Origin of the sequence: Pseudomonas entomophila L48, assembly GCF_000026105.1 — a bacterium.
GTDB lineage: Bacteria > Pseudomonadota > Gammaproteobacteria > Pseudomonadales > Pseudomonadaceae > Aquipseudomonas > Aquipseudomonas entomophila.
This window is the reverse complement of record NC_008027.1, coordinates 2,913,461-2,930,027: the sequence shown is the minus strand read 5'-3', so window position 1 is coordinate 2,930,027 and position 16,567 is coordinate 2,913,461. Positions and strand designations below refer to the sequence as shown.

8 protein-coding genes and 4 pseudogenes are annotated in these 16,567 nt (G+C 58.9%); 4 read left to right on the top strand and 8 right to left on the bottom strand.

Going from position 1 to position 16,567, the window contains the following annotated elements:
- Positions 1-147 precede the first annotated feature (147 nt).
- Both paaY and paaX read left to right on the top strand, forming a co-directional pair.
- A complete protein-coding gene (paaY, locus tag PSEEN_RS12910) occupies positions 148-747 on the top strand; it encodes a phenylacetic acid degradation protein PaaY (protein ID WP_011533961.1) in 600 nt (199 codons plus the stop codon).
- Positions 748-806: 59 nt separating this feature from the next.
- Positions 807-1,730 (top strand): phenylacetic acid degradation operon negative regulatory protein PaaX, encoded by a 924-nt coding sequence (paaX, locus tag PSEEN_RS12905; protein ID WP_011533960.1) that lies wholly within the window; start codon positions 807-809, stop codon positions 1,728-1,730.
- 144 nt (positions 1,731-1,874) lie between these two features.
- On the opposite strand, the gene PSEEN_RS12900 is transcribed toward paaX, so the two are convergent.
- From PSEEN_RS12900 to PSEEN_RS27305, 6 genes and pseudogenes are all read right to left on the bottom strand, one after another.
- Positions 1,875-4,850, bottom strand: coding sequence for an RHS repeat domain-containing protein (locus tag PSEEN_RS12900; protein ID WP_052299096.1), 2,976 nt, complete (start codon positions 4,848-4,850; stop codon positions 1,875-1,877).
- A 136-nt stretch (positions 4,851-4,986) separates the two neighbouring features.
- A pseudogene (locus tag PSEEN_RS12895) lies at positions 4,987-5,217 on the bottom strand (rhodanese-like domain-containing protein); the annotation flags it as partial.
- 110 nt (positions 5,218-5,327) lie between these two features.
- A complete protein-coding gene (locus tag PSEEN_RS12890) occupies positions 5,328-6,311 on the bottom strand; it encodes a fatty acid desaturase family protein (protein WP_011533958.1) in 984 nt (327 codons plus the stop codon).
- 63 nt (positions 6,312-6,374) lie between these two features.
- Positions 6,375-7,433, bottom strand: coding sequence for a GNAT family N-acetyltransferase (locus tag PSEEN_RS12885; RefSeq protein ID WP_011533957.1), 1,059 nt, complete (start codon positions 7,431-7,433; stop codon positions 6,375-6,377).
- Between the two features lie 410 nt (positions 7,434-7,843).
- A pseudogene (locus tag PSEEN_RS27310) lies at positions 7,844-8,653 on the bottom strand (methyl-accepting chemotaxis protein); the annotation flags it as partial.
- Between the two features lie 48 nt (positions 8,654-8,701).
- Positions 8,702-8,845: pseudogene (locus tag PSEEN_RS27305) on the bottom strand (HAMP domain-containing protein); the annotation flags it as partial.
- A gap of 946 nt (positions 8,846-9,791) precedes the next feature.
- On the opposite strand from PSEEN_RS27305, the gene PSEEN_RS12875 reads away from it, so the two are divergent.
- Complete coding sequence (locus PSEEN_RS12875) at positions 9,792-9,974, top strand: hypothetical protein (protein WP_044488091.1); 183 nt, start codon at positions 9,792-9,794, stop codon at positions 9,972-9,974.
- Positions 9,975-10,110: 136 nt separating this feature from the next.
- Here the strand turns inward: PSEEN_RS12875 and PSEEN_RS12870 are convergent, their stop codons facing one another.
- The gene (locus PSEEN_RS12870) at positions 10,111-10,614 is read right to left on the bottom strand and encodes a DUF4019 domain-containing protein (RefSeq protein ID WP_044488089.1); all 504 of its coding nucleotides are present in this window, start codon (positions 10,612-10,614) and stop codon (positions 10,111-10,113) included.
- An 863-nt stretch (positions 10,615-11,477) separates the two neighbouring features.
- On the bottom strand, positions 11,478-15,425 hold the full coding sequence (locus PSEEN_RS12865) for a YobI family P-loop NTPase (RefSeq protein ID WP_011533953.1): 3,948 nt from the start codon (positions 15,423-15,425) through the stop codon (positions 11,478-11,480).
- A 390-nt stretch (positions 15,426-15,815) separates the two neighbouring features.
- On the opposite strand from PSEEN_RS12865, the pseudogene PSEEN_RS12860 reads away from it, so the two are divergent.
- Positions 15,816-16,529 (top strand): annotated as a pseudogene (locus PSEEN_RS12860) (HlyD family efflux transporter periplasmic adaptor subunit); the annotation flags it as partial.
- Between the last annotated feature and the right edge of the window lie 38 nt (positions 16,530-16,567).

Genomic DNA, 16,567 nt, shown 5'->3' with positions numbered 1-16,567 from the left:
TGGCGAACCGGCATTCTCACCATTCCTTTGTGTTAAGCGGTTCGCCAGCAAAGCTGGCTCCTACAGGGTTATGTATCGCCTTTATTGACAATGTGATTTCAATGGAATGAATATCTGTCTTAATTTGAATCATTTATGAGGTGAGAGATGCCCTGCTACCGCCTGGATGGCCTGACCCCCGTGGTCCACCCCAGCGCTTACGTGCACCCAAGCGCGGTGCTGATCGGCGACGTGATCATTGGCCCAGACTGCTATGTCGGCCCCCTGGCTTCGCTGCGCGGCGACTTCGGGCGCATCGTCCTCGAGCAGGGCGCCAACCTGCAGGACACTTGCGTGATGCACGGCTTCCCTGGCGGCGACACCGTGGTCGAGCGCAACGGCCACATCGGCCACGGCGCCGTGCTGCACGGCTGCCGGGTAGGCGAGGACGCACTGGTCGGCATGAACGCGGTGGTCATGGATGGCGCCCACATCGCCCCGCGCTGCATCGTCGCCGCCACCGCCTTCGTCAAGGCCGGCTTCCAGTGCCCGGAACAAAGCCTGGTGGTCGGTGCGCCAGCCGAGGTAAAGCGCGCGCTCAGCGCCCAGGAGCTGGCCTGGAAGCAACGCGGCACCGCCGAATATCACACTCTGGCCCGGCGCTGCATGACCGCGCTGGTGGAGTGCCCGCCCTTGACCCAGGTGGAACATCAACGCCCGCGCATGGGCGACTCGGGCTTCAGACCCAAGGCCGAGGGCGGTGCATGAGCCTTGCGCGGCCACGGCAGGCAGGTATAGTCGAGGCTTTAATCGCGCCTCGTCCCCCCATGAGCAGCCTTGCCCCCCTGAATCACCTGATCACCCGCTTCCAGGAGCAGACGCCGATCCGCGCCAGCTCGCTGATCATCACCCTCTATGGCGATGCCATCGAGCCCCACGGCGGCACGGTCTGGCTGGGCAGCCTGATCAACTTGCTGGAGCCGATGGGCATCAATGAGCGGCTGATCCGCACCTCGATCTTCCGTCTCACCAAGGAAGGCTGGCTGACCGCTGAAAAAGTCGGCCGGCGCAGCTACTACAGCCTCACCGGTACCGGCCGACGGCGTTTCGAGAAAGCCTTCAAGCGCGTCTACAGCGCCAGTCTGCCGGCCTGGAACGGCGCCTGGACGCTTGTGCTGCTGTCGCAGCTCGACGCCGGCAAGCGCAAGGCCGTGCGTGAAGAGCTGGAGTGGCAGGGTTTCGGCGCCATGGGCGCGAACTTGTTGGGTTGCCCGCGTACCGATCGTGCCGACCTCAGCGCCACGCTGCGTGAGCTGGAGGTCGAGGACGACTGTATCGTGTTCGAGACCCAGGCCCAGGAAGTGTTGGCCTCCAAGGCCTTGCGCGCCCAGGTGCGGGAAAGCTGGAACATCGAGGAACTCGGCCAGCACTACAGCGAGTTCATTCGACTGTTCCGGCCGTTGTGGCAGGCCATGAAGGACCTGGAAGCGCCCAGCCCGCAGGATTGCTTCCTGGCCCGCACGCTGCTGATTCACGAGTACCGACGGCTGTTGCTACGCGACCCGCAGTTGCCGGACGAACTGTTGCCAGGGGACTGGGAAGGGCGCGCGGCGCGGCAGCTGTGCCGTAACCTTTATAGACTGGTGCAGGGTAGGGCGGAAGAGTACCTGGCCAGTGCGCTGGAAACGGCGGACGGGCCGTTACCCGATGCGAGCGAAAGTTTCTTCAAGCGATTTGGTGGATTGAACTGAGCCAAGCTCCGATCACACGAGGTGAAAACAGGCTTGGCCGCTCCCCAGGGGGTGGTGCACTGCGCAGCCTTGCCTGTTTTCGCGTCACCGACTCAAAGGCCCATTACCTCAGTTGGCAAGTCGATTTTCAACGTTCTTGTGAACTCATTGATTGGCCCGTTGGGCGATTGTTTGGACGAGCATTTTTTGCATTCGGTTCAAAAAAGCGAATGCCATCGTAAACTGCCCGTTTATCGTCGTCACGGTAAGACAATAAGGCATTAAGTGCCTACTTGTTGGGATTGCTCTTTCCCCATGCATGTGATCTTCCTCGCTCACGAATTCCCAACCGCCGTCTAGGCTGTTGACCGGACGGGAGTTGTTGGCCACGGCCATCAGGAAGTCTTCCAGGCTATCGAATAACACTTTCCTTGCAATCATGACATTGCCTAGCGCCACCGCCAGAAGCGTGTCTTTTCCGGTGCCCATTGCCTTGTCTACCTCCTTCGCGATGTTTTCCATACCGCTAAAGGGCAGGGACGGAAGAATGCCATCGTAGCCCGACTGTTCTGCGGCAAATTTTACGGTGCTGTTAGTACCTATATCCATGGCCTTATCCTTTGCTTTCTCCAAGGCAAATTGTTTCGCCACCTCGTCTTTTAGCTTTTGACTCCAAGAGCGCGAATCGGCGTTTAATTTTTTTGCGATGTCGGTATTAGGAATAATGTCAGGATTGTTGGTGATTTTTTTGACGGATTCTTTTGCCATGGTTTTTGCAACAAGAGAAACTACGCCGCCAGCCGGCGCTACTGCTAGCCCTACCAGGTTTGAATAAGCGGAGGCCAACAGTTCTGTCAGTATTTTCAAGGTCGCCCGCGTCACGATGTGCAGCCACTTGGAATCTACAAAGCTTCTCATTTCTTCTTCGGCGCTGGCTATGACTTCATGCGATGCCACCACCGCGTCAAACCGGTCCATCATGGACTCCCTGTCTGGATCAAGCACTTTGTCAACGGTACGGTGTACGGCTGTCATCACTTTATCTCCCGTACTCCTCTCTGGCAGGTCTTCGACCAAATTGATGTTCGCCCATCTGTCAAGTGCCAACCCCAGCCTATCCTTGAATGTGATTGGGTTGTTTCCGGCCATCTGGTACAGGTTCAGCCCATCCACCGTTCCCGCCGGATCCGCACTCAACCACCGCCCCAACCAGGGCTGGTAATAGCGATACCCGTAGTAATACAGCCCCGTCACATCCCGCTCCTTGCCGGAATAACGCACGGTCTTGTACAGCGCTTCCACGCTGTTGTGCGGCAGCCACACCGCCGTGTCGCCGTAGGGGTAGTACTCTTCTTGGCTGATGAGGTTTGCGCCTTTATCCAACTCCAGCCCGACGCTGCCGATCAGGTCGGTGTAGCTGTAGCGGATCGAGTCGTTGGCCATGTCGGAGGGGATGCCCGTTTCCCAATGCAGCACCCGCACCTGGGCGCTGCCGGCTGCGCCGACGATGATTTCGTGCCGCAACGATTCCACGGCCGCATCGTTGTACTGGGTGCGCAACTCCAGCCCCGGCAGGTAGAGCACGTGGCTGCGGCGCACGGTCCCGGAGGTCAGGTCCGAGCGGTGTTTGGTCACTCGCTGGCCGCTGGCGTCGTAGCGGTAGATCTCCTCGTCGTCCACCAAACTGTCACGGGGCATCTGCACGGCTCGCGCCAACTCGCCCCGGCTGGTCCACTGCAATTGCTGGTTCGTCTGCAACTGGCGTTGATTGCCGGCAGCGTCGAAGTAGGTGTCGACCTGCGCGGGGTCTTCCGTCACTTTTTTATCCATGGCGCGGTTGCTGCGCTCGGACACCGTCAGCTCGATCGTGTAAGCGTTGGGCGGGTCTTGTGGGTTGTGCTTGAGGTGGGTCAGGTTACCGCCACGGTCATAGCAGTAGTGGCGCACATAATTGACGAGGGTACCGTCGGTGGAGGGGGGCGGGAGGGTGATCGGGCGATTTTTCTGGTGTTGCTTGGCGATGTCGCGCAGTTCGCGGCCGGTGGCTTTGGTCAGTTGGTACAGGGTGTCGTAGGTGTAGTGGTGCTCGGGAACGACCTTCTGGTTGCGGTAGAAGCGTGTCGCTTCGGCGTCGTTGTGCAGGTGAATCACATTGCCCACCGGGTCGTAGGCGTAGCGCAGGTCTTGCAGGCGTTTTCCATCGGTTGGCCGCACGACCAGGATGTGCAGGAGGCGTTGGGTGCGGGGTTCGTAGGTAAAGGTGGTGACCACGCCGTTGCCATGCTCCTCGCGCAGCTTCTGGCCGGCGGCGGAGTATTCGACGGAGCTGAGGATGACCTGCTTTGTGCCGTCCTTGATGGTCAGCCAGCTGCTGGCCAGTTGTCCGGCGACATCGTGGACCAGGTGTTGCTGGTGCCCGTGTGCGTCGGTCTGTTCGAGCAGCGTGCCGGTGGCGTCGACGCGGGCGAGCGTGGTGTAGGTTTGCGGCGCCAGCAGGCGCTCCCATGCCGCCTCGTCCGCCCCTTGCCAGTCGGCTTCGCCGTCGGCGGCGAGCAGTTGGCGGGTAGAGGACAGCGGCAGGCCGGTGAGTGCGACGCTGTCGGTCCTAAGACGGCCGGCGGTGCCGTAATGGCGAACGCACTGGCCGGCGAGGTTGTGGTCCTTGGCGGCCTGGTCGTTGCCGGCCCAGATGAAGCGCTCGGCGATGCGGGGCGTTTCTCCGGCGGCGCCTTCGGTGATGTCGTGCGGCCGGCCCGCGAGTGGGGCCAGTTCGTAGTGGTGGTAACGGACGAGGTCGTTGGCACTGAGGCTCATCAGCGGGCGGCCGGCGATGTCGCTCAGCGCGAGGGCGTGGCCGGCATCGACACTGTCGGTGCTCTGCACGTTGCCTGCCATCGACTGGTAATAGGTGAAGTTGGGCGCGGTGTCGGGGATGGTCTGGCGCCGCTCGTGCAACCGCGGGTCGATGCTTTCGAGCAGATGGCCGAGCGCATCGAAGCGGTGGCGGGTGATGCGCGCGTCGGTGTCAGCGGGTGTATCCGGATGACGGTGGTAGACGACCTGGCGCACGGCCAGGCCGCGGTTGTCGCGAACCGCCACGGTTGGCGTGCCGTGATGCAGTGAGTGATCCGAGTCTTTCATCCTGTTCTCCTTGACCATGCCGCATGAGGGCGGCACGCAGTTACAGGTTAGTCGAGGCCAAAAATCCCCACTTGCCGACGAACATTTCAGATCACGAAGAACCCATGCGCCCCAACTGCGCCACCAATCCGAACCCCTAATCCAGATACCCCTGCATAGCCTCGCGCGGATTGTCCGCCCCCTCATAGGGCCGTCGATAACGATCGATGCGCGGCGTCCGAAGGTGCTGTTCTCCCTGCGCGCTCGGCAACCTGGCTGCGTGCCATGCGCTATTGCCGCCTTCGAGCACGAACACCGGCTTGCCGCTCAAGGTGGCCACTTCCGGGACGGCATAGCGCGCCGTTTGGCTGGAGCCACAGGTCAGCACACAGCACTGCATCCCCATCGCGGATAAATCCGCTCCTACTGTAGGGCGTGTTGCACCCGTGTAGGAGCGGCTTCAGCCGCGATGCGCCGCGCGAGCGGCGCTCGAATGGATCAGGCGCGATGGTCGAAGAAATGACCCATCAGTTTCAGCAGCGGCCTGCGGCGATTCTTCCTGGAGAAGTCCCACTCATTGAGCTGCGACGCCGCTGGGCTACCATCCTGCTCGTGCAGCATCCGATGTGCCTCGGGCAACCGGTACCAAGGCACCGAGGGGAAGGCGTGGTGCACGATGTGCAGGTTGAAGTTGAGGATGACGAAGCGCGACCACACCGGCACACTCTTGCAATCGTGCGAAACGCGGTCCTGTTCCCAGAACTGCAAACGCTCGCCATCTTTCGCCAGCAGCGGGGCCTCGGCGTGGTGAGGCAGGTTGACCAGTTCCACGATCAGGGCCAGGAACAGCCAGATGATCAGATAGAACAGCGCCAGGTCCGCCAGATGACCGAAAGCCCAGGCAACGGCCGCCACCACCCCGTAACCCACCAGGTACAAGCGGGCGAAACGAATCTCCTTGAGGATGCGCGGCGAGTCGTCACCTTGGGCCCGGGCAATGAACGGCGCACGCCAGTTCAGCAGGAAATGGTTGACGGCGATCATTGGTAGCCAGTGCTTCCACATGAACTCCAGGGTGCGTTCCTGCTTCTTGGTCATGACCGCGAAGCGCTCGATCATCCCGCGGTTTTCCGGGTCATTGAGCGGGTGTGCGGTCCAGGTGTGGTGGGCCATGTGGAAGCGTCGGCGAACCAGGAACGGCAGGGCGATCAACCAGCCGTTGAAGTGGCCGATGATGTCGTTGAGCCGGCGATTGTCCGAGGTCGCGCCATGCAGGGCTTCGTGCAGGATCAGGTACAGCTGCACAGTGGCCAGGCCCGCGACCAGCAGGCCTAGAACCTGCAATGCGGTGGATTCACTCAGCCAGAAGTTCCACGCCAGCACCAGCAGCAGCAGGTCGGCAACCCACAACATCACGGTCCAGGGCTCTTTCGCGCCATCGGGGATCTGTTTGCGTACAACGAGCCATTGGTCTTTTGTCATTGTCTGAATACTCCAGTCTTCATCCGTTGCGGGATGGGAATGCACGGTAGGTAAGAGGCGCTTTCATTGCAGGGCGATGGCGCAGAGGCTGTCGGCCAACTTCGCGTAGGCCTGGTCGAAGAACGCCACCTCATCATCGAAGCCATGGCTGCGAGGGGCGTCGGCGAATACTTCGAAGACCAGCAGGATGCAGTCGTAGCGAACACCGCCCTCCAGGTGCCAGGCCGGCAGGTAGGCAGTGATCGCAAAGCCAAGGCCGACCAGGCCGGCGAGCAGTTCCAGCTTGTCGGCGAGGATATGCACGCTGAAGTACTGCACCTGGGGATGGCGCTGGAGGAGGGCAGTGAGTGCCTGCAGCGTCGCTTGCTGCGTCGGGTTGTCGCCGACCTGGCCGGACACCATCAGTGCGTCGGCCCCCGGCTCATGGTTGAAGCGCAACGGGCCGTGCACTTGCGCACCGGGTGGGCCGCTCAGGCAAGTGGCCGGGTAGGCGCCGGGCTGTGGGGTGAGCCGCAGTGCATCGTACAGCCTGGCGATGATCGGGCCGGCCACGTCGTTATGCGCGTACCCCGGCGCGACATGCACGAAACCTTCCTGCGCCGGGGGGAGCAGGGCGGTCAGGTGGTACTCCCTGATGTCGTCGACCTTGTCCGGCCCGCCGTCGTGCCCCACCAGCACGCCTGGCCTGATCTTCTTCATCAAGGCATGGCTTGCAATGTTGCGCGTGACGTAGAAACCCAACTCCATGGCGTGTGGCCGATGGCGCTCCAGTCCCAGTCTGACCAGGTTGGAAATCGCCCCGGTTCTGCGTGCGGCCGGGTGGACCACGCCATGGGACATTTCCCAGGACTGGTTCCACGGGCGCCGAGCGACACAACAGCAACCGACAAGAAAGCTGTCGAGTTCGGCGACAAACCATTGTTGTTGCCCGGAGTCCATTGAACTGCGGATATAGCCCGGGCTTTGGCAAGGGTGGGTGGTTTGCCCGTAGACGCTTTGGAACAACTGGGCGAGTCGAGGAATATCGTTGATATGGCCTGGGCGGTAATCAAAGGCGTCGGTACGCGTCTCGATATCCACGGGCGTGGAAACGGACTTATGCAGCACGGTGGTCGAGGTCATGGCACACCTGAATATAGTTATTGGCGGCAGGCGGGCGCTGTGATTACCCAGGGCAAGTCACAGGCACGAGCAAGGGCAGTTGTGGCGGCGAGCTACCTCAGGTAACGAGGGCTGCAGCCAAGCGCCGGTCAATAAGTTCGAGGTGGGCGGAGTGTCGCAGATATGCATCATCCATGAGCAAAAACATCATGTCGTTCCTGACAGTAGTGTGACTATAGAAGTGGCAAGCCGGACTCCTTCCAGTTGCCGAGGAGGGAATATAGAGCGTTGAGGCACACTGTCAAATATATTCGCAGGCTATAACTCGAATACGTGTCGATGCCCTGCGCTGGATATCTGACTGAGTTATTTGTTGCGATGTCCAATATGTGTTGTCTATAAGGGCAGGGTGCCCGCAGGCACCCGAACCTTCATACCCGAAAGCGCGAAACGCTGGCTTGCATGCCCTGTGCAATGTCACCCAGGCGCTGCGCGGTCGAAGCCAGTTGCCGTGTGGTCTCAGTGCTCTCCCTGGACATCCGCGCGATCCGTTCGACCTGGTGGGCGACCTCCTGGCTGGCCAGGGTCTGTTCGCCAATGGTGTGGGAGATCTCCTCCACCACCGAGGCGGCCTGGCGCGCGCCTTCGCGAATCTGCTGGATCGAGGCGCCGGCCTGGGTGGCCAGTTCCACGCCGGCGCGTACCCGGGTGACGCCGGTTTGCATGCTTTGTACCGCGTTGCCCGTGCTCTGGCGAATGCGCTCGATCATGTCGGCGATCTCGCGTGTCGATTGCGCCGTGCGCGCGGCCAGGCCCCGCACTTCGTCGGCGACCACGGCAAAGCCGCGGCCGGCGTCGCCTGCCCGCGCCGCCTCGATGGCCGCGTTGAGCGCCAACAGGTTGGTCTGCTCGGCAATGGTGTTGATCACCTGGACGATGGAATAGATTTCCTCGGAGCTTTGCCCCAGTACCGTGATGGTCTCGGAAGAGCGGTGCACCGCTTCATCGATGCCCTGCATGCCGCCCACGACATTGAGGATGACTTCACCACCATCACTGGCCAGGCGCTCCGACTGCCCGGAGATCGACTGCGCATCGCGAGCATGCTCGGCGATCTGCGACAGGTTGGCGATCATCTGTTCGGTGGCCGAAGCCATGCTCACCGCGCTTTCCGACTGCTGGCTGGTACGTTCGACCAGGCCGCTCGAAGCCTGGCCCAGCTCCTCGGCGACGTCGTGCAGTTGCTGGTTTTCTTCGTTGATCGCCTTGATCATGGCGCTCAGGCTGTCGCGCATGTCGGCCAGTGAGCGCAATAGGTGGCCGGTTTCGTCGCGCTCGTGCACCCGTATTTCGGTGGTGAGGTCGCCCTGGGCGATCCGTTCGGCCACGGCCACGGTCTGGCGCAGGGGGCGCAGTACCGATCGCAGCAGCATGAACGTGCACAGCGCCAGGACCAGCGTCGCCAGGACCATGCCGCCTATCAGCACGGCAATGCCCTGATGCAGGGTCGCCTTGCTTTGCGCGCGGCTTTTGTCGGCGTTGCTTGCAATCAGGTCGCTCAGCCTACTGTTGCGCTCCTCCAGTTCCTTGAACGCCTCCATGAATGAGGGCAACTGAGCCTGTGCCTGCTCGGGAGACTTCAGTGCCAGCTGGATGATCGATGTGGCGCTGGCGATGTAGTTGTCGAGCAGTGGGCCAAGTTCGCTGATGGCATCGTGCAGATCCGCGTCCAGCGGCAGCTTGAGATTGCTCTGGATCACGCTCTGGAACCATTTAGCATGCTCGTCGAGGTCGGCCAGCACCTGGTTGGCGGTATCGACGTCGCCAGGTTTGACCAGCAACGCGGCCAGCACGTCGGCACGCAGGGCATCGTGCATCATGTCGCCCTCCATGTGGTTGCGCAGGGCGGACATGCTGTCCTCGTTGCGCGTCAGCGCCTGGTTCTGGTCATGCTCGGCGAGCAGGCCGCTGCCGCCGAGCAGCAAGGCGGCGAGAATGCTGACCAGACCAAAACCGATGGTTTTCTGCCGAATATCCATATCGAACGGCTCCATGAGGTAGGTCTGGTGAGCATAGATTGCTGGGTGCGATTCGCCGCATGACAAGCGGGTATCGTGTTGCGGTGGGTGGACGGGCGAGGGGCGTTCAAGGCGAGGGCAGGGCACGGGCAGATCAAGGCAGGTGTTTGATTTAAATTACAGTTTTATTTCAGCTCGCGGTGCTGGCGTTAACCTATTTTCAAGCTTTACTTGGTGCCGAGCACAGGTCAGTGGGGCTAGCAGAGTCATTCGAGCAGGCTGGCAAATGGTTTGTAGCAAAGGCCCCTTAGTTGAGAAACCCGGCTTGGCTGCCGTTGGAGCGCGCAGCAGGAGAGGCGGCATGCTCGATTTCCTGGTCCACCTGTTTTGGGAGGTCTTGCTTTATTTTATCGGCTACGGGTTCTTGAAGGGCGTGACACTGGGTCGATTCAAGGATCCCAAGGGCAGTGACTGGGTGTCCGCTATCGGTGCAGCGGTGAGCCTTTCCAGTGTGGTTGCATTTATCTTGATTTGGCTTAACTAAACGGCCTTCAACAAGCACGCACGTGTAACGATAACTCAACTAAATGAGTATTTAGTTGAGTTATATAAATCATTCAATAAAGTTTGCTGCCGCGAGGGGCGTCGTTCACCATTTTCGCAGTGGTTGAGCGCCGCGATTAGAAGAGCCGAACCCCAGCGGAGACCTCGACGGCTTTACTGATGTTGTAGCCGACAACCCGCCATTGATCAGCTTCTTCACTGAGCAGCACGGCTTCAGTGACGGTCATGTTTGCAAACCTTGACTGGGTCTGAATGGCAGCATAATGACCAGGTGGCGCATCCGGTAACTGTTTGGTGAACGCGATCTGGAACTGACCGCGTTGCTGCAGTTCGCCAAGCCCCGTGCGCAAGCCACTGATGCCTTTTACCCAGTTCGACTCGGTTGATGCCGCCTTGAGTACCGAGCCAACCGACGGCCAGGTCATATCGATTCTTCCAGCATCAAGCAACAGCAAGAACTCTGTCGCCGTATCGACCAGCAGCCGCTGTTGTTGCGCAGAGCCAGGTTCGGAGAGCGTGACTGCCGGTGCCGCGTTGGTGATGGGAGCGTTGGTATTGATGGAGACGTCGCAGCCTGCGAGCACCAACAAGCTGATCATTACGGTGAAACAATGCTTCATGCAAACCTCGAGGGCTGATGGATTCCTGCAGACGATTAAATCGAATAGCGGACGGTATGACCAGTCAGGCGCGAAAAAGCAGAGTGCGCAGCTCACGAACTGGCCTAGTCAGGGTGTGGCCAGTCAGTAGCAATGTGCGCATAATGTATATTATGTTAAATTGAATATTATGGGAGGTGACCTCCTGAGTTGTCCAATCCCACATACCTCCGGTCAAATCCCCACAAACCCCCATTTCTCAGAAAATCAAAAGCTTGGCATGTGGCGAAACAACGCGCTAGAAACACAAGGCCTTACACGACCAAGCTGGGTGAATCCGGGATTGTAGGCCCCATTTACTCCGTGCGCTCTGTAGTAAGCCGTTATATCCGGTATCGATCCGACAACACCTTGGAGTTTCGCCGGCTCAATACGGACGTCACAGGGGACGAGCTACGCCAATTTCGAGCTGAAGAACTTGGACATGGTTGACGTTAACTACGACAGCCCATTGCCTTCCAAGTACGACAAGTAGCTAGTGAAGCCTCAGCCACCCCGAACCATATGCCGATGGTGGTTCGGGCCTGCCATGGATGTTAAGCGAGCGCAAATGGGTTCAGAATACTCCGGGAGAAACAGTCCTAGGGCGTCAGGGCTAAGGGGCCTATCGAGTTGGTTTGCATCCACGTTACAGCTCCAGCATGCCCCGCCTGCTGGCACAAGAACAGCCCCATGTTTCACGTCTGCACTCCCCTCGCCCATGCTGTTCTTACGAGCAGCTAGAGAAGTCATGTGCGAGGGTCAGGTTTACTCCCATGCGATCAGCGACAAGCCCTATCTGGCGCTCTACGGTGGTCGGTAAGCTGCTACCTTCAGCGCTTAGACTAGAGCCATCCGTTCTCCGATATCATTGACGAGGGCCTGGTGGTTGCGATGATGACGTCGTCCTCAATGGTCACCGTTGCCAAGTACCCTTCAGATTTCATCGCGTTGACCAACCTCCGGTTTGACTCGGTGTTTCTCACCTTGATCTTCTTGACCTTCGCGCTCACGGTTTTGAAGTCCTCATCGTCGAGCAACCCTAGAGCTGCAGCAATGTCCGGCCACTTCATCCCGGGAAGACATTGTGTCAGCATTTCAGAGCGCTGCTCTGGGGTGAGGCTCGCGTTGCGAACCAGATGTCTCAGCACAGGCATCAGCGAATCAGCAAACCTTACGCCGGCTTGATTGGCCAGCATAGATACACGGCCGAGCTCTGGAACCGCTTCCGGTTTGCTTTCAATCGTCTCCAGGCTAAGCCCTGACCACATCTGAATTTTCTGTGTGAGTGACAGCGCTTTGCTTTTGCTCAGCGTGAGCATCGTGTCGAGCTGGAGCGAGCTGATATCGATCTCTGCTTTTGCTAGATCCCAGCGTTCAACCAGGTACTTGCCTTCGAGGTGTGGGCAAGTATTCAGTACGATCTCCCTGACTTCCGAGCTGTATGGCAAAAATGATGAGGCTACCAGCATGCCCCAGCGACCCTCAGGTAGCGCTGTTTTTATCATTGCTAAGTCTTGAAGCACGACGCCATCGAGCAATACCTGAAGCACGTCATTACTGATACCGGTGGAGCTCAGAAGATACTGTTGCAGCGACCAGTCTGCGCTCGTTGACTGCCACAGCGTGCCCTTGAGAGACGAAGCATTCCGAGCGATGAAACCGGTGAATACCGCTGTGGGTTCCGATCCGATTTCTTCGTCCGAGACGTTGCCGTCTAGCCCAACGACTTTCTCAAAAAAAATCCACACTGCGTCAGCTTTGGCCACCAAGCGATCACTCTCAAGTGCCTTTGCCCAAAGATATCTCGGGGCGTCAGTGAGTGTGTGTAGGTCACAGGTCGTGTGATCGAAGAGTCTATTTGTCAGATCGTGATCTGCGTCCACTTCTGCTAGTAAGCTGGTCAAGGAGTCGCTTGATTCATCCAGGACAGCAGACTGATCTAACAATGCGCTACCGAGCTCATCGGCGTGAGAGAGCAGATAATTACCGAGCCCATTGATGCCCAAAGCCTGTAGCCTACGCAAGGACACGATGCCCACATCTGCAGGTTCGGATTTGGCGTCTTTAGAATCCTGTCCAGCTTCTGACTTCGCGCATATCAGCGATAGCATAGGCAGGTTGATCTTGATGCAGCCCCAGTCAATCAGCCTTTCGAGGTCTGCGAGACTCATCGTATGGCCCAGTGAGGCAAACTGGACTGGGTACGCCCTGAGCCACGCCCATGCTCCCAGATTGCTCTCTAGTCCTGGCATCAGCCGTGAAGCATCTTCCAGCCCATCGATTGTAGGCACCAGATCCGTCGAGGAATCACCGGCCAGGGTCTTGAAGTCGGATTCCGGCAGGTTGTCGACGATTGCTTTGACGAGGGACTGACGGGCCTCGCTTCCTTCAAAAACGCCACCAGCGTCACCCTTGTCCCTAGCGTTGAAAAGGCTATTAAACAGTTTGGGTTCGAGGCGGTACACGGCGCGAATAAATCCAGCCGCGTCAGTTCGACTCAAAAGCTCGCGCACTGCGATGGCCATTCGTTCGGTGTGCTCGTCCAGGCCGCTCCTCAGTATATTGCTTAGCTGTGTGTCTGCTGAGCCAGCCGAGAGCGAGCTTGGTCGGGCGCTGAGACAGGCGATCAAATCGACGATGATCCCCCTACCCTCGTCGAGCTCGTCGCTCTTAAGCTTCTCCAGCACGGTACTCGGGTTGTCGACAGGCGCGGAGACTTCAGGCAGCACGCCACGTCTCAACGAAAGGATCAGATCTTTGTCACCAGGCGTCAGAGAACCCTGATAGAAATAACCTAGGTAGTCGGTGTAGTCGGCATCGAGAAAGCCATGCTGCATCAGATAGCTCACGACATCCAAGCCTGGAAGATTGCTCCTTACTACCTCTCCATACCCTTTCTTGACGGCGGTCGTGAACGACATCCTGATGACCTGATCCGATTGCCTCTGCACCGAAGCGATTTCATCTGCGATTGCGCTAAGTCGCCGCCCAAGCAAAGCATGGCGCCGCTCATAGGATGTAGCGGTGAGTAGCTCAGTCATTGAGACGTTCCGAGAGGCGTAACTAGTCGCCTGCCCATATTGCTGCACGGCATCCGTTGTGAGGATCGTGGCATTACTCTTCAGGAAGTCGAATACCTCGTCGGTTACGAACTGTTGTGGCGTGTACCGGTTACCACCACCTCGGACATGAGTCGCGATGCTGGATTCGGTCAATCTAAGAAGCGTGAACCAAACGTAGGCCCTCAGCTCAGTGACATTGTTGGCCAGCTCGGCGACTCGCTCATCCCGCTCAAGCCGCAAGTCATCAAGTCGCTTGGCATTGGCGCTGTTCTGCTGGATTTTCCAGATATCGAGGCCTTTGATGACCCCATAGATCGCCCCCCTCCGTTTGACCAGGTCGGCATACGCGCCGGGATGGAGATTTCGGATGGCGACAATCGCAAACAGCTTATCTGGCTCCAGGCGTAGGCCGCTGGCAAGGATATTTGAAAACATATCGAATTCATTGACGATATTTTTCACCAGCCGGAGGTCATCGATGTAGTAGCAGACCGTCTCCACCAGTCGACGGTCGAGGTGTTCGCCCAAGGGTTTCGATTTGAAGGTTCGAAGGTTCAGAAGCTCCATCATCTTTTCCTGGGAGTTTTCCGAGTTGATGACGGGGATCACAGGGACGATGAGGTCAAAAAATTTGGTTTTCTCGCCGACGACGAACATTTCATCGCGCAGCGCGTAGACGAAATAGACAGGTCGTTTCACCTGAGGTGATTGCTTGATGATGAAATTGATTTCCCGCAATCGGGTGAACACGTCATGAATGCCGAATCGGTCGAGATCCTCAATGATCACCACGTCAATGCTGCTTCGCTCAAAGCAGTAAATGATCTCATCGATATTTTTGTGCAGGACGGAGCCATGGTGGGTGGTCTCCAGCTTGCCTCCTTTGAGGGTCAAACCATCAATACTGAACAGCGAACTCAGACGCAGGCACGTGTGTAGCAGGTGTATGCACCCTAACGCGGCGATTCCGACGGCGAGCGGGCTCGGGATCCACAGCAGCCATTCCAGGAGCCAGGCCGGTTCAATCTTGGGCAGCTTATCTGCCACAGGAACGTACAGTCTCAGCGCCGCCAAAATGAGGAGGCCATAGCAGAGCGTTTTCCACCATATATTCAGGCCCGAGGCTTGGTCGATTCTCTTAAGGCGGGTCTTGGGAAGTGTCTTTGCAGGGACGGCGTACAGGAGCTGCTGGACGATCGTCTCCTCGATCCTGGCAACGAGATCGGATTCAGCCTTATTTTCCTCGGCTTTGGATTCCTGCCCTGTCTTTGCAGAAGGCTCGGATGAGCGCGGAGATTCCGAGGCCACGTCGGTATCGGTAACAAGCTCATAGGCCCCAGAGATCTCGGTGTCTTTGCCGAATGTGGCTAGCGAAACAAACGCGTAGACGAACTCGGGGTGGCGATGGACGAAGGTTCGAAGCACGCTGCTCTTCCCTGCCCCGTATTCCCCCGTGATCGCGATGTTCCTGACTTGATCGTTCCTCAGCCCATTCAATAACTCACGCTCATACCGCTGGATCTTCCCAGGCTCGATGAGCACTGGGGTTAGCGGCTGGAACAGATTCTCATGAGAGGGCGCGGCCAAGAACGCACGTGCGGCCTGATAGGCGCTGACGGCCGCACGTGGGTACCGCTTCAAAGCAGCTAGCTTGCTGCGGTTCTTATTAGTCCAGGCGTTAGAGGCATCTAATGCCCGGTTATAGAAGGCGCGCAAGCGAATGAACATCCGTGTCTCCAAGCAGGCTGGCGGCTACCAGGCGTTCATCTGCCGAAGATTGAATGATCGATCTTGGGTCTGAGCGGGAAGGCGAACTTCCGGTGAGCCTGATACGAGGGTTGGGATGATAGCTCACGGCCATCTTCGCCTGCGAACCCTTTGTTCACCTGGCAAGTGAATAGCCCCTGGTTTCGTAGACACCTCAAAGCCTCATAATGAGGCCCAAATCAGGGGCGTTCTTTACTGAGCGCCCCTTTAACGTCTGATGTTCATCAGAGATGAGCGTTAATCCAGTCCCAAACCGATTTATCCAAACGGATATGGTGCTGGTATAAACTCCTGACGCATGCCGTCTGCATGCATCGACTCAACATGAAGATTCTGTCGTCCGACCACCACAGCCAGCAACGGGCGGCGATCGCCGACAACGAATCCCAGGCACAAAAAAGCCGCGCCGACTTACAGCGCAACGAAGCCTTGATTCGCGATGGCTCGGTGTCGCGCAGCGACCTGGACATCACCCGCGCCGCCAACAGCCGTGCCACGGCTGCCCTCGCCCAGGCCAAGGCCGCCCTGGAAATCGCCCGCCAGGACCTGCAGACGGTGATCGTCAACCGCGACTCGCTAGAGGCCTCGGTGGAGAACGCCAAGGCGACACTGGAGCTGGCCCGCATCGACCTGGACAACACCCGGGTCACCGCCCCGCGTGATGGCCAGCTGGGGCAGATCGGCGTGCGCCTGGGGGCTTACGTCAATTCCGGCGCGCAGCTGATGGCACTGGTGCCCGATACCGTGTGGGTGATCGCCAACATGAAGGAAACCCAGATGGACAAGGTGCGTATCGGCCAACCGGTGACCTTCACCGTCGATGCGCTCGACCACCTGAAGCTGCACGGGCACGTGCAGCGCATTTCACCCGCCACCGGCTCCGAATTCGCGCTGTTGCAGGCCGACAACGCCACCGGCAACTTCGTCAAGATTGCCCAGCGCATCCCCGTGCGCGTCAGCGTCGACCCCGACCAACCCCAGGCCCAGCGCCTGCGCCCGGGGATGTCGGTGGTGGTGAGCATCGATACTCGGGTCGTCACGGAAGAGGACCGCAAAGGCGGCTGACGCCGACACGCAGCACCTTGCGAGGCACACCGCGTCGC

Bases quoted from the DNA above. Each gene is read 5' to 3' on its own strand.
- paaY (WP_011533961.1), top strand. From the start codon at position 148: ATGCCCTGCTACCGCCTGGATGGCCTGACCCCCGTGGTCCACCCCAGC.
- paaX (WP_011533960.1), top strand. From the start codon at position 807: ATGAGCAGCCTTGCCCCCCTGAATCACCTGATCACCCGCTTCCAGGAG.
- PSEEN_RS12900 (WP_052299096.1), bottom strand. From the start codon at position 4,850: ATGAAAGACTCGGATCACTCACTGCATCACGGCACGCCAACCGTGGCG.
- PSEEN_RS12890 (WP_011533958.1), bottom strand. From the start codon at position 6,311: ATGACAAAAGACCAATGGCTCGTTGTACGCAAACAGATCCCCGATGGC.
- PSEEN_RS12885 (WP_011533957.1), bottom strand. From the start codon at position 7,433: ATGACCTCGACCACCGTGCTGCATAAGTCCGTTTCCACGCCCGTGGAT.
- PSEEN_RS12875 (WP_044488091.1), top strand. From the start codon at position 9,792: ATGCTCGATTTCCTGGTCCACCTGTTTTGGGAGGTCTTGCTTTATTTT.
- PSEEN_RS12870 (WP_044488089.1), bottom strand. From the start codon at position 10,614: ATGAAGCATTGTTTCACCGTAATGATCAGCTTGTTGGTGCTCGCAGGC.
- PSEEN_RS12865 (WP_011533953.1), bottom strand. From the start codon at position 15,425: ATGTTCATTCGCTTGCGCGCCTTCTATAACCGGGCATTAGATGCCTCT.